We start from the raw sequence: 12,402 nt of genomic DNA, 5'->3' as shown, positions 1-12,402 counted from the left end.
CATCGAGCGGTCGATCCATACAAGGGGAACCTCCCGGTCTTTGGCAGCGACGGCTGAAGCTGCTCGTGCTTTCCGCCTTCGTCGCCATCGCGCTCTCGCTTGCGACCTTGACCAACGCCTGGCTGCTGAACGAGTTGCGGAGCTTCGACTACCTGTCGACCATCGACACTCCGGCGCCCCCTGAAGACGGCCCGATCATCGTCGCCATCGACGAACCCTCCATGGCCGAGATTGGCCGCCAATGGCCGTGGCCACGCGCGCTGCACGCGCGCCTGATCGAGGCACTGCGTAAGGCCGGCGCCCGCGCGATCGGCGTCGACGTCATCTTCGCCGAGCCGTCAACCAATCCGGCGAACGACGACGATCTGGAAAAGGCACTCGGTCCGGACGTCGTGCTGGCCGGCGATCAGACGTTCATACCCGAGCCGCAGGCAGACCAGTTCGTGCGCACCGAGCCTCTGGCCCGCTTCATCGCCAAGGGTGCCAGAACCGGCATCGCCTCGGTCAACCTCAGCGGCGACGGAACACTGCGTGCGGTTCCTGACTATCCTGACGGCTTCGCCGCTGCACTTGCAGAGATCGCGGGAACACGGACGCAATCACCTCCAGACGATGCCCTGATCCAGGTGTTCGGACCTGCACGGACCTACCCGACAGTCTCCTACTACCAGGCACTCGACCCCGACAATTTCCTGCCCGAAGGGATCTTCGCAGACCGCGTCGTGCTCGTCGGTCTCAGCCTGCAGAACGCGCCGTCAATCGCCGATGGCGGAGCAGACGCCTTCACGACATCGGACACGGTGCATTCGAACAGGCTCGTTTCCGGCGTCGAGATGCAGGCGACGATCTACGACAATCTGGCAAACAACCTCTTCATCGAGCGCGCTCCAAGGCCCGTTGTGGTCGCCGCGATTGCACTTGCCGCGGTGTTGGCAGCTTTCTCGGTGTTGCGGATGACCGGCTGGCGGACACTCGTCTACGGCGTCGTCGCCGTGACCCTTATCGTGCTTGCAAGCTATGCTGCGATGCGCCTCGGACACATCTTCGTTTCACCACTCGGTCCGGGCCTCGCCTTCCTCGCGGTGACCGCCGGCCAGGCGGCACTCGATTACGCCGAAGAGCGCAAGAGACGCCGCGAGATCACCCGCGCCTTCGAGCAATACCTCTCCCCTGCCCTCGTCGAACGGCTGGCAAAGGACCCATCGCATCTTCGGCTCGGTGGCGAACGGCGCACGCTGTCGATCCTCTTCTGCGACATCCGCGGCTTCACCACCATTGCCGAGGAGATGAAGGATGATCCGGAGCGGCTAACGGCCCTCGTCAACCGGCTTTTGACACCACTGTCGGAAGCCGTGCTTGAACAGGGCGGCACCATCGACAAATACATCGGCGATTGCCTCATGGCCTTCTGGAATGCGCCGCTCGACGACCCTGACCATGCCGTCCATGCGGTGCGTGCAGCGCTTGACATGCTGGCGCGCCTTGAGCGGGTTAACGGGGAGCTCGAGATAGAAGCGAAACGCGAAGGGCGCCCCGTGCAAAGCCTACGGATCGGCATCGGTGTCAACACCGGCGAGTGCATCGTCGGCAACATGGGCTCGCATCGGCGTTTCGACTACTCCGCGCTTGGCGACGCGGTCAATCTGGCCTCGCGTCTCGAAGGCGCCTCAAAGGACTACGGCATATCGCTACTCATCGGCGAAGAGACTGCGCGTCTTGCGGGCAAGGCCTTCCCGGTTGCCGAACTCGACCGGATCACCGTCAAGGGCCGCAGCGCCGTATCACCGGTGTTCACAGTCGCGGTCGGCGCCAAAAAGGAAGCCCTCGACCGTCATCGGGCCTTCGTTCAAGCCAAATACGACGGCGCACTTCGGGTCCATGACGTGATTTTCGACCAGCTGAAAGGCACTCTGCCGCCCCTTGCACGATACTATGAGCGGGAACGCAGCCGTCTCGACACGTCGCGGCGTGAACCGAAGTGAGCCAGCGCCCTTGCTGATCAATGTAACCCGCCAACCCCCAACAGACGCTCGACCGCTTCGTGATCCCCAGTCAATGCGTCCGGCGTCCCTGTCCAGGCGATGCGGCCGCGCTCGAGCACGATCACCTGATCGGCAAAATCGAGGGCGCTCTGGATCCGCTGTTCGACCAGGAGGATCGTCATGTCGCCGGTCTTTGCGAGCTCGGCAAAAGCCTTCATCAATTCCTCGCAGATAACCGGTGCCAGCCCCTCCAGCGGTTCGTCGAGAAGCAGGATCGAGGGTCGGCCGAGGATCGAACGGGCCGTCGAGAGCATCTGCTGCTCGCCGCCCGAAAGCTGGCTGCCGAGATTGCGCCGTCGCTCATGCAGACGCGGAAACATGTCATAGGCTTCCTGGATGGCGCTCTTTGGGCGCCCTTTGAGCCCGACGAACAGGTTTTCCTCAACGGTCAATGTCGGGAATACGCAACGCGCCTGCGGCACGAAGCCGAGCCCGTGCATGGCGCGCGAGGCACTCGGCAGCGCCGTCACGTCGGTGCCGCCCATGCGGATGCGACCGTCATAGCGCCGCGTCTGGCCGGCAAGCGTCGCCAGCAGCGTCGTCTTGCCCATGCCGTTGCGGCCGAGCACGGCGAGACGCGCGCCGGCCGGAACGGAGAAAGACACGCCCTCCAGCACACGCGTCGGGCCGTAGCCCGCAGACAGGTTTTCCACCTCAAGCGGCGTGGCTGGCATTGGCATAGCTCCCCAGGTAAGCTTCCCGCACACGCGGGTCCTTCGTCACCTCCGATGGCGAACCGTCGAAGATGATCGCGCCCGCCGCCAGCACAATGACGCGCTTGGCGAAGCGGAAGACGAGATCCATGTCGTGTTCGATCATCAGCACGGCGAGATCGGCAGGCAGATCGGCAAGCGCCTGTTCAATGCGGCCGGTATCGCTCTGCGGCACGCCGGCGGCCGGCTCGTCAAGCAGCAACACCCTAGGTCTCAGGGCCAGCGCAACGGCGATCTCCAGCAGTCGCTGCTGGCCATAGGCGATCTCGCTCACCTTGCGGTGCATCAGATCTTTCAGCCCGAGCTTGCCGAGCAAGTCCTCGACCTCGGCCATGACACCAGGCATGCCGAGGAAATTGCCGAAGAGGCGACCGGCGCGGCCGGAGCGCTGCAGCACGGCGAGCGCAACATGTTCAGCCGGCGTCATGTCGGCAAAAAGCCGCGTGACCTGAAACGAGCGGACGAGGCCACGCCGCACACGCCCGATGGCGTCGACGCTGGTCACGGTCTCGCCGCCGATCAGCACAGCGCCGGAGTCCGGTTTGAGATTGCCGGTGACCAGGTTGACGAATGTGGTCTTGCCTGCGCCGTTCGGCCCGATCAGGGCCACCCGGTCGCCCGGCGCCATGCTCAAGCTGACGTCGTTGGTGACGGCAAGCCCGCCGAAGGCGCGCTTCAGGTTACGGACTTCGAAGATCGGCTGCATCACGGCGCCTCCCTGCGTCGGGTGATGAGGGCGGCCGCCGTGCCGTAGATCCCCTTCGGTGCGAAGAGCACGACGGCGATCAGCAGGGCCCCGACCATCGTCAGCCAATGGAACGGATTTGCCGCCGAGACCACGTCCTCGAAGAACATGAAGACGACTGTGCCCGTCAGCGCCCCGAACAACGAACCGGTGCCGCCGAGAACGAGCATGACCAGGCTTTCGGCTGACATCGTGAACGAGAGGCTGTCGAGGCCGACCACTTGCGTGGAAATAGCGTTCAACGCACCACCGACGCCGGCAACTGCGCCGGATATGACGTACATCTTCGTCAATGCGATCTTCGGCGAGGCACCCATTGAGCGGATGCGGATCGGGTCCTCCTTGATGCCGCGGCAGAGCATGCCGAAGGGCGAACGCACGATCAGCCGCAACAGCAGGAATACGATGACGAGCAGCGCCACGCCGAAGACATAGGCCGTGCGCCCCCAGAGATCGAATTCGTAAAGGCTGAAGAGCGCTGTCGGCGCGATCCCGGAGAGGCCATCGCTGCCGCCGGTCCAGGACGACGCCTTGTTGGCGAACTCGTGGAAAAGGTGGATCAGCGCGATCGACAGCACCAGTTGCGGCAGGCCATGGGCGCGCAGGATGACCACCCCGCAAATGAGCCCGGCAACCGCGCCAGCCACGATACCGAAGGCCAGCATCGCGAGCGGATCGTTGATGCCATAGTGCGCCGAAGCGATGCCCGCCGCATAGGCGCCCGCGCCGAAGAGGGCAGCGTGTCCGAGCGTCGCCACGCCACAATAGCCAGTGACGAGATCGAGCGACAGCACCAGAAGGGCGGCGGCAATGATCCGCGTCAGAAGCGCCAGATTGTTGGGAAAGAGGAAGTAGCCGACCGCGGCCACCAGAAGGATCACGGCCAGCCCGATGAGGTCGGCGTTGGCAATCCGCCGGTGGGCCGGGGGCGCCGCAGTCATCTCGTTCGTCGTCGTCATGGTCATCCCTTGGCCCTCCCGGCAAGTCCGCGTGGGAAGACGCAGATGATCGCGATGACGGCCAGATAGAAGAAGAACTCGCCGAACTCCGGCATGAGATAACGCCCGGTCGTGTCGATCGCCCCCAAGAGCAGGCACGCGATCAGTGCGCCGGGGATCGACCCGGCACCGCCGACCGAGACAACGACAAGGAAGGTCACCATGTAGCGCAAGGCGTAATACGGTTCGACCGGAAGCAACTCGGCACCGACAACACCGCCGAAGGCGGCAAGCCCGACGGCGACTGCAAAGCTCACGGCATAGACGATCTCCGTGCGCACCCCGAGGGCTGCGGCCATCGCCGCATTGTCGACGGAGGCGCGAAGTTTCACGCCGAAGGCAGTCCTTTCGATCGCGTACCAGAGGCCGGCTGCGACCGCGAGGCCGCAGACGATTGCGAAAAGGCGGTGCACGGCGATCGCCCGGAAGCCGAGGTCGACCGACCCCTGCAATTCACCTGGCAGCGGCACCGTCTTCAGCGTCGGGCCGAAGACATAGTTGGCAATCCCGATGATGCAGAAGGTGATGCCGATGGTCATCAGCACCTGGGTCAGCTCCGGTGCGCCATAGATCCGACGGTAGAGCAGCCGCTCGATCGGTACCGCAATGATAACCGTTCCGAAAACCGCGAGAAGGACGGCGAAGCCATAGCCGATCCCGAGATCGCGCGCCGCATAGGAAGCGATGTAGCCGCCGATCATGGCAAAGGCGCCATGCGCGAGGTTGACGACGCGCATCAGCCCCATGGTGACGGAAAGGCCGATGGATATGACGAAGAGTACCATGCCATAGGCAAGGGCATCGATCGCTATGCTGAGAACGGTTTGCATGGGGCTATCCGTTGCCCTTTCTTCCAGGTTTGCTGCGCCGGATTCGGAACGGCATTATAAGCGCGGCGAGGCGCTCCGACGCCAGGGTCCGCGGCGTCGCACTACGTCAATCGGCTCCGTTCAAGCACGCAACCGATCGGTGCGACATCGGTGTGAGGCGGACGCGCAGCGCCCGCCGACGCCTGCCTATTTCAAAGCCGCGAGACCAGGATCACCCTGCTTCTCGAAGGTCTGGATTTCTTTGTTGTAGTAGGTGCCGTCATCGGCCTTGGCGACTTCGCGCAGGTAGATGTTCTGGGTGATATGGCGCGATTCCGGGTCGATCGTCACCGGACCGCGCGGGCTCGTCCACGAAAGGCCCTTGACCGCCTCGACGGCCTTTGCCGCATCCTGCTCGCCGCCGGTCGCCTCGATCATCTTGTAGATCACGTGCATGCCGTCATAAGCGCCGACCGAAGGAAACGAGAGCTCGGCCGGATTGCCGATCGCCTTGCCGGCCGCCTCGACAAAGGCCTTGTTCTCGGGCGAGTCATGCGACACCGCATAGTGGAAGGTCGTCTGGATGCCGAGTGCGGCCTCGCCGAGCGCCGGCAGGTCGGATTCCTGCGTCAGGTCGCCAGGTGCGAAGAACTTGATGCCACCGTCCTTCAGACCGTTTTCCTTAAAGGCTTTGACGAAGCCGAGCGTCGTCGGTCCGGACGGCAGGAAGGCGAAGACGCCTTCGGCACCTGAATCCTTGATACGCTGCATGATCGGCGAGAAGTCATTGGTCGCAAGCGGCATGCGGATCGCTTCGACCACCTGGCCGCCGGCCGCTTCGAAACCCGCCTTGAAGGCGTTTTCCGCATCGACGCCCGGACCGTAGTCGCTAACGACGGATATCACCTTGGAAACGCCAGCGTCCTTCGCCACCTTGGCGATCGGCGTCGAGGTCTGCCATGTGGTGAACGACGTGCGCACCACGAGCGGGCTCTTGGTGACGATCGCCGAGGTCGCTGCGTTCATGATGACGAGCGGCACGTTCGCCTGGGTGAGCAGCGGGGTCACGGCCATGGCGTCCGGGGTAAAGTAGAAGCCGGCGAGATATTGCACGCCCTCCTTGACCACCAGTTCCTGCGCCAGAGCTTTCGCCTGGGCGGGATCGGCCTGCGGCACGTCGCGATAGATGATCTCGATATCGTCATCGCCGACCTTGCTGCCGTTCAGCGCCATGTAGGCATCGATACCGGCCTTGAAGTTCTTGCCCTGCAGCGCAAAGGGACCGGAGAACGGCCCGACGACACCAATCTTGATCGTGTCGGCATAGGCCGCACCACTCATTGCCAATGCCGCAACCGCAGCCAGAATCACGCGCTTCATATTTCCTCCCTGAGATGCCGGCCACTCCCGTACCCACATCATTCTCGCAAACGCCAGCTGATTTGATGGTCGTCAGCTTGCCATGCCAAACGGTAATGTAAAAATGAAATATGGGCCGCCAATCATAATTTAGGGGTTATGTTTCGGCGCTTGGTCGCGACAGCTGCACTCCCACAGCTGCGGCGCTGGTAAAGATCTCGAAACCCCCGCGCCCGTGCTTTCCCCGGCCATATAAAGGAGCGATGCGGAGAACCGAGAGCGTGCCGTCTGGCACCGCCACCGAATGCCGCCACACTTGTTACTCCCGCCGCCCCTCGTACGGTGTCAAGCTATCCAAGAACAGGCAAAGAGGACTTACGGCCCTGCCGCAAGCGCTTTGCATGAACGAGGAGATAGCCATGACCAAGACAACCGACAATGAACCGACGACCGGCGAGCCGGCCATGCAAAGACCGGCGGTCGTTTCACTGCAGGCATGGGAAGCGGCGCGCCAAGAGTTGCTGACCAAGGAGAAGGCGCACACGCGGGCCCGTGACGCGCTTGCTGCCGAGCGGCGCCGGATGCCCTGGATGGCCGTTACCAAGGACTATGTGTTCGAAGGACCGGAAGGCAGGACGAGCCTCCTTGATCTCTTTGCCGGCCGGCATCAGCTGATCGTCTATCGCGCCTTCTACGAGCCAGGCGTCTATGGTTGGCCCGAACATGCCTGCCGGGGCTGCTCGATGGTCGCCGATCAAGTCGCGCATCTCTCACACCTCAATGCCCGCGACACGACCTTGGTCTTTGCCTCTCGCGCCCCGCAGGCGGATATCGCCAGGCTGAAGGCGCGCATGGGCTGGACGATGCCGTGGTACACCATCACCGACAGCTTCGACGCCGATTTCGGCGTGGACGAGTGGCACGGCCATAACGTGTTCTTCCGCGACGGCGACCGCCTGTTTCGAACCTACTTCATCAACAATCGCGGCGACGAGCAGATGGGCGGCACCTGGAACTATCTCGACATCACGCCGCTCGGTCGCCAGGAGGTCTGGGAGAATTCACCGGCCGGATACCCGCAGACCCCGACCTACAAGTGGTGGAACTGGAACGACAGTTATGTTGAAGGCGCGGCACCCGACAAGAAATGGGTCGAAGTGTCGAACGCTGGAGAGGCGGCCATGCGGAACGTCGACACGAGCCCGAAGCCATGAGGATCGCCGCCCGCTCCGAACCACACGAGGAGCGGGTACCCCGCCGCACTCTCGCCCGGATCGTGGCCGCCGTGCTGACCCTCGCGGCAGCCCCCACCTTAACGCTCATGGCGCTACTGACGAGCGCCCAGGGGAGTGGGCCGGGTCAGATAGTCTGCGCCGAAGGAGCGCAAGCGGCACTTGGCGGGATGACCAGCATGTACCTCCTGATGGCCGCCTTTCACCTCGCCCCCTGGCTCAGATTGCTTGGTGTCAGCGGCGACCGAGCTGAGCGCGTGTAAAACGCAAGCTCCCACGCCCCGTCAGGGCGCAGGCGATCTGACGTGCTGCGCAACACTCAAAAAGTGTGGAAACGCTTAAGAACATATGTTGCTGCAACACGTGAATGGGCATGCTGTTTGAGTCTGGGAAGCGAGCGTCTTCTCAGCTTGAAGTCCGGGATGGTTCCACTAAGTAAATCCGACAGCGTCTCGGGCAATTGCGTCCAGAAGAGCGCGCCTGTCACTTTCCGAGTGCAATCGGTTCCGGTTGGTAAATACAGCGAATCGGGAATTTGACCTTGAGTGTTGCCACGCCTCAACCGAACCCAACACGTTTCAAGCGCCGGCTGCTACCCTGGGCGCCAGCTGTTCTTTTGGGCGTTACAGCCCTCGGGTCCGCTCTCTACTTTTTCGTCGGCCCGGAAACCACGCCTTCGGAAATTGCCGCAATCGATCCGGCGGAGGTCGGAGCCGGCATCGATGCGTCGATGACGGCCACGCCGAATTTCGAGATCCTGTTCAGCGACGGCGATCGTGGGCTGATGGTCTTCGAAGGGTATGTCTATGTCGTGCGCCTCGGCGACAAATTGCCGAACGGCAAGCGCATGATCGGATTCCAAAAACGGGACGGAAACTGGGCGGCGGTGACACTTTGAGGGCTTCCGCGCTCCGCGCATTGTGGATGTTAACACTTTGTTAACGCTGGCTTGCAAGGCACGCAGAACCCCCATTTAGCCACGGTTGCCACCCAAGGCGAACTGGCGCAACTCTTTGTTAAAGAGTCGTGAATCAGTGCTTTGGATGGTGCAGAATGATTAACAAGAAGCTACAGGATGAGCTGGTCGAGCTCGACGAAGGCGCTGCGTTCGAAGGCCGTTCGGTGATGAGCGAGCGCGCCGTGCAGGGGATCCCGTTGGCGATCGAGGCCGTGATCGGGCGCGCCAAACTAACGGTATCGCAGATCTCGAAACTCCATCAGGACGATACGATCCACCTGGACCGTAACTTCGGCGAACCGGTCGAACTCAAGGTCAATGGCATGGTGATCGGCAGAGGCGAAATCGTCTTTGATGAATCCACCAACGCCGTCGGCATCAAGATCATCGAAATCTCTCCAATTGGCACCCACTAGCTTGCGGACGCGCCGCACCTCGCACGGGGCGATGCATCCGTCTTGGCTTCCGCCGACAGCAGGGCTATGTCGATAGTTCCATGTCTGGAGCATCCTTCGTGCAGTTCAACTGATCGCAGGGCGCTCCGGCGAGCGCGATCCGATACGGGAGGAGCCCTTAGATGCTGATCGACGGAAAAGTCTTTATCGTGACCGGCGGCGGTTCGGGCCTTGGCGCGGCTGTCGCGCGACGGCTGCACGGCGCGGGCGGGCGTGTTGTCCTGGCCGACGTCAACGCCGAGGCCGGCCAGAAAATGGTTGATGAACTCGGCGGCAATGCCGTCTTCCAGAAGACCGATGTCACCAACGAGGCTGATGGCGCTGCCGCGGTAGCGGCCGCCCTTGAGCGTTTTGGCCATCTTCATGGGCTGGTCAACTGCGCCGGCATCGCACCGGGAGAAAAAGTGCTCGGCCGCGATGGTCCGCATCGGCTCGAGAACTTCGCGCGCGCGGTGGGGATCAACCTGATCGGCACCTTCAACATGTTGCGGCTTGCCGCCGAAGCGATCCAGCGGGAGGAGCCGGGTGAGGACGGCGAGCGCGGCGTGGTCGTCAACACGGCATCGGTCGCCGCCTTCGACGGTCAGATCGGCCAGGCGGCCTATGCCGCCTCCAAGGGCGGCGTCGTCTCGATGACGCTGCCGATCGCCCGCGAACTCGCGCGCCACGGCATTCGCGTGGTTGCCATCGCTCCGGGCATCTTCGAAACACCGATGATGGCGGGCATGCCGCAGGACGTGCAGGATTCGCTCGGCAAGAGCGTGCCCTTCCCGCAGCGCCTCGGCAAGCCGGAGGAGTTTGCGGCCTTGGTGCAGCACATCTGCGAGAACCGCATGCTGAACGGCGAGGTCATCCGCCTCGACGGCGCCCTGCGCATGGGCGCGCGCTGATACGATCAACGTTAGGGCCGCACCGGTCTGTGGCCGGTGCGGCTCCAAGCCCTTAACCCGGCAGTCAGGCGGCGCGTTCGACCATGCTGACAACATAGGCGCAGCGGCGCGCGCCGGCGAGAATATGCTCGGCGCGCTCGACTTCGATACCCGGCCCCAGCACTGCTCGAAATACGTTCAGTTCCGCCCGGCAGAACCCCTGGCAGCTCGTAGCGGCAGCGCAGATCGGGCAGTGGTTCTCGAGGAAGAGCAACGTGCCGTCGCCCGGATCTTCGCAAGCCGCCATGTAGCCTTCCTGCGACCGCAGCCGCACGAGTTCGTCCACCCGTTCGCGCAAGCTCTCTCTGCCAACCATCGCCGCACGATAGTTTTGCCGTGTTTCCTCCTCGCGCGCGGCGATCAGCCGATCGATGGCCCCCTCTCCGAGGGTCTGCCGGATCGTGCGCAGAAGCTGAACCGTGAGCTCCGCGTGCGTATCGGGAAACTCGCCATGCCCGGCAGCCGTCAGCCCCCAGAACTGCGACGGTCGGCCGACGCCTCTTGCCTCCGACCACGACAAGACCAAACCATCCTCCGCAAGGCGAACAAGCTGCTGGCGCACAGCCTCGCCTGTAATGGTCAGACGCTTGCCGAGCGCTGCCGCCGTCTGCGGCCCATGCAGCTTCAGCGCCAGCATGATCCGCTCGCCCGGCGTACGACCGCTGCTTTGCTCTGGATTTAACAAGGGATCGCTTGACATATTCTCGTGCGCAGATTTACAAAGGATTGTCTTGCTAAATACACGGTTGGCGACACGGATACAAGTGATCCGCCTCTCGTGGCCCGCCCGCAAAGGATTTGACCATGGCCTTCGAACTTCCCGCCCTCCCCTATGCACCGGGCGCACTTGCCGAAAACGGCATGAGCGCCGAGACGATCGAGTTCCACCACGGCAAGCATCATCAGGCCTACGTCACCGCGCTGAACGGTTTCGTCGAGAAAGACGCGTCGCTCGCCGGATTGTCGCTGGAGGAGATCATTCGCCACACCTACGGCAAGGCGGAACTGGCGCCGGTCTTCAACAATGCCGGCCAGCATTGGAACCATATCCTCTTCTGGAAGAACCTTTCGCCCAAGGGCGGACAGATCCCCGGCGCGCTCGAAAAGAAGCTCGTCGAAGACTTCGGCAGCATTGCGAGCTTCAAGGACGCCTTCAAGGCGGCCGCCACCGGCCAGTTCGGCTCCGGCTGGGCCTGGCTCGTGCTCGGGACTGACGGCAAGCTCAAGGTGACGAAAACCGCCAACGGCTCCAATCCGGTCGCAACCGGCGAAGGCAAGGCCCTGCTCGGCCTCGATGTCTGGGAACACGCCTATTACATCGACTACCGCAACCGCCGGCCGGACTACACGTCGAACTTCCTCGACAAGCTCGCCAACTACGAGTTCGCCGAGGCGGAATTGCAGTCCGCCTGAGCGACTGAAGATCGCCGCGAGCCTGAACCGGTTCGCGGTTGGTCAAAGAGTTTGCGGCAGCCCTCTCGCCCCGCCTGGGCTTCCGCAAACCCCGTGGCGTCTTCCCCGCCGCCACGGGCTATTCTCTGTTGGAACAAGACTCATGCGCCAGACACCTCCGCATTCAGTCGACATCGACGCTCACGCCGATCTGGCCGTGTCGAAGCCGGAGTTCGCCGACACTCTGTCGCATCTCGCCGCCACCGTCTGCGTGGCAAGCTCCGGCAAGGGCGCCGAAAGTCTCGGCCGGACCGTGACGGCGACCTTTTCGCTTTCCGCCAACCCGCCATCGATCGTCATTTCGATCAAGGCGGACAGTCCGCTTGCCGCGCTGATCGCCGCGGAACAGGGCTTCTCGCTCGCCATGCTGGCTGAAGGCCAGGAGTTGATCGCCGATGCCTTCGCCGGCAAGATCGAAGCGTCCAAGCGCTATCTCGTCGGCGTCTGGGCCGACTGGCCGAGTGGACGGCAGAAGCTCCTCGGGGCCGCGGCCGCGCTCGACTGCCTGCTGAGCGCCACGATGCAGGTCGGCGACCACATGCTGTTCGTCGGAACAATTGTCGCAACCGAGACTTCCAGCCATGCCGACCCCTTGATCTGGAGCCGCCGGCGATATCTGTCTCTTGACCGGACGAGGTCGTTGCCGGCGCCGCCGAGCAACGGGCATACGACCCTGCACCCGACCAAGCCTGCGGCCTGACCGGCGATCG

Annotated in this window: 13 protein-coding genes; 7 read left to right on the top strand and 6 right to left on the bottom strand. The window is 63.2% G+C overall.

The window, feature by feature from the left end; genetic code table 11:
• Positions 1–17: 17 nt before the first annotated feature.
• On the top strand, positions 18–1,982 hold the full coding sequence (locus BBX50_RS02560; RefSeq protein ID WP_065773799.1) for a CHASE2 domain-containing protein: 1,965 nt from the start codon (positions 18–20) through the stop codon (positions 1,980–1,982).
• Positions 1,983–1,999: 17 nt separating this feature from the next.
• On the opposite strand, the gene BBX50_RS02555 is transcribed toward BBX50_RS02560, so the two are convergent.
• From BBX50_RS02555 to BBX50_RS02535, 5 genes are all read right to left on the bottom strand, one after another.
• The gene (locus tag BBX50_RS02555) at positions 2,000–2,716 is read right to left on the bottom strand and encodes an ABC transporter ATP-binding protein (protein ID WP_065773747.1); all 717 of its coding nucleotides are present in this window, start codon (positions 2,714–2,716) and stop codon (positions 2,000–2,002) included.
• Positions 2,697–3,461: an ABC transporter ATP-binding protein gene (locus BBX50_RS02550; RefSeq protein ID WP_065773746.1), complete on the bottom strand. Its 765-nt coding sequence runs from the start codon at positions 3,459–3,461 to the stop codon at positions 2,697–2,699. The genes BBX50_RS02555 and BBX50_RS02550 overlap by 20 nt, the downstream gene beginning before the upstream one ends.
• Positions 3,461–4,441, bottom strand: coding sequence for a branched-chain amino acid ABC transporter permease (locus BBX50_RS02545; RefSeq protein WP_244513264.1), 981 nt, complete (start codon positions 4,439–4,441; stop codon positions 3,461–3,463). Before BBX50_RS02545 ends, BBX50_RS02550 begins: the two co-directional genes overlap by 1 nt.
• A 20-nt stretch (positions 4,442–4,461) precedes the next feature.
• Positions 4,462–5,328: a branched-chain amino acid ABC transporter permease gene (locus BBX50_RS02540; protein WP_065773745.1), complete on the bottom strand. Its 867-nt coding sequence runs from the start codon at positions 5,326–5,328 to the stop codon at positions 4,462–4,464.
• Positions 5,329–5,514: 186 nt separating this feature from the next.
• Entirely contained in the window at positions 5,515–6,687 is a 1,173-nt protein-coding gene (locus tag BBX50_RS02535) for an ABC transporter substrate-binding protein (protein ID WP_065773744.1), read from the bottom strand.
• Between the two features lie 398 nt (positions 6,688–7,085).
• On the opposite strand from BBX50_RS02535, the gene BBX50_RS02530 reads away from it, so the two are divergent.
• The 4 genes from BBX50_RS02530 (at position 7,086) to BBX50_RS02510 (ending at position 10,201) form a co-directional block, all read left to right on the top strand.
• Entirely contained in the window at positions 7,086–7,880 is a 795-nt protein-coding gene (locus tag BBX50_RS02530; RefSeq protein WP_065773743.1) for a DUF899 domain-containing protein, read from the top strand.
• Between the two features lie 559 nt (positions 7,881–8,439).
• Positions 8,440–8,796 carry a hypothetical protein gene (locus tag BBX50_RS02520; protein WP_139108413.1) on the top strand — a complete coding sequence of 119 codons (357 nt, stop codon included), beginning with the start codon at positions 8,440–8,442 and terminating at the stop codon, positions 8,794–8,796.
• Between the two features lie 155 nt (positions 8,797–8,951).
• Positions 8,952–9,272 (top strand): FliM/FliN family flagellar motor switch protein, encoded by a 321-nt coding sequence (locus tag BBX50_RS02515; RefSeq protein ID WP_065773740.1) that lies wholly within the window; start codon positions 8,952–8,954, stop codon positions 9,270–9,272.
• A 161-nt stretch (positions 9,273–9,433) separates the two neighbouring features.
• Positions 9,434–10,201 (top strand): 3-hydroxyacyl-CoA dehydrogenase, encoded by a 768-nt coding sequence (locus tag BBX50_RS02510; protein ID WP_065773739.1) that lies wholly within the window; start codon positions 9,434–9,436, stop codon positions 10,199–10,201.
• 64 nt (positions 10,202–10,265) lie between these two features.
• On the opposite strand, the gene BBX50_RS02505 is transcribed toward BBX50_RS02510, so the two are convergent.
• The gene (locus tag BBX50_RS02505) at positions 10,266–10,877 is read right to left on the bottom strand and encodes a metalloregulator ArsR/SmtB family transcription factor (protein WP_065773738.1); all 612 of its coding nucleotides are present in this window, start codon (positions 10,875–10,877) and stop codon (positions 10,266–10,268) included.
• 167 nt (positions 10,878–11,044) lie between these two features.
• Between BBX50_RS02505 and BBX50_RS02500 the strand changes: the two genes are divergently transcribed.
• Positions 11,045–11,653 (top strand): superoxide dismutase, encoded by a 609-nt coding sequence (locus tag BBX50_RS02500; RefSeq protein ID WP_065773737.1) that lies wholly within the window; start codon positions 11,045–11,047, stop codon positions 11,651–11,653.
• Positions 11,654–11,795: 142 nt separating this feature from the next.
• Positions 11,796–12,392 carry a flavin reductase family protein gene (locus tag BBX50_RS02495; protein ID WP_065773736.1) on the top strand — a complete coding sequence of 199 codons (597 nt, stop codon included), beginning with the start codon at positions 11,796–11,798 and terminating at the stop codon, positions 12,390–12,392.
• The last annotated feature ends 10 nt before the right edge of the window (positions 12,393–12,402 follow it).

Source organism: Ensifer sp. LC11, assembly GCF_001695835.1.
GTDB lineage: Bacteria > Pseudomonadota > Alphaproteobacteria > Rhizobiales > Rhizobiaceae > Ensifer.
Note: the sequence above shows the minus strand (reverse complement) of the source record. Positions and strands in the feature narration are given on the sequence as shown.

Excerpts from the sequence above, each read along its gene's own strand:
- BBX50_RS02555 (WP_065773747.1), bottom strand. The coding sequence starts at position 2,716 with ATGCCAGCCACGCCGCTTGAGGTGGAAAACCTGTCTGCGGGCTACGGC.
- BBX50_RS02550 (WP_065773746.1), bottom strand. The coding sequence starts at position 3,461 with ATGCAGCCGATCTTCGAAGTCCGTAACCTGAAGCGCGCCTTCGGCGGG.
- BBX50_RS02545 (WP_244513264.1), bottom strand. The coding sequence starts at position 4,441 with ATGACTGCGGCGCCCCCGGCCCACCGGCGGATTGCCAACGCCGACCTC.
- BBX50_RS02540 (WP_065773745.1), bottom strand. The coding sequence starts at position 5,328 with ATGCAAACCGTTCTCAGCATAGCGATCGATGCCCTTGCCTATGGCATG.
- BBX50_RS02535 (WP_065773744.1), bottom strand. The coding sequence starts at position 6,687 with ATGAAGCGCGTGATTCTGGCTGCGGTTGCGGCATTGGCAATGAGTGGT.
- BBX50_RS02530 (WP_065773743.1), top strand. The coding sequence starts at position 7,086 with ATGACCAAGACAACCGACAATGAACCGACGACCGGCGAGCCGGCCATG.
- BBX50_RS02515 (WP_065773740.1), top strand. The coding sequence starts at position 8,952 with ATGATTAACAAGAAGCTACAGGATGAGCTGGTCGAGCTCGACGAAGGC.
- BBX50_RS02510 (WP_065773739.1), top strand. The coding sequence starts at position 9,434 with ATGCTGATCGACGGAAAAGTCTTTATCGTGACCGGCGGCGGTTCGGGC.
- BBX50_RS02505 (WP_065773738.1), bottom strand. The coding sequence starts at position 10,877 with ATGCTGGCGCTGAAGCTGCATGGGCCGCAGACGGCGGCAGCGCTCGGC.
- BBX50_RS02500 (WP_065773737.1), top strand. The coding sequence starts at position 11,045 with ATGGCCTTCGAACTTCCCGCCCTCCCCTATGCACCGGGCGCACTTGCC.
- BBX50_RS02495 (WP_065773736.1), top strand. The coding sequence starts at position 11,796 with ATGCGCCAGACACCTCCGCATTCAGTCGACATCGACGCTCACGCCGAT.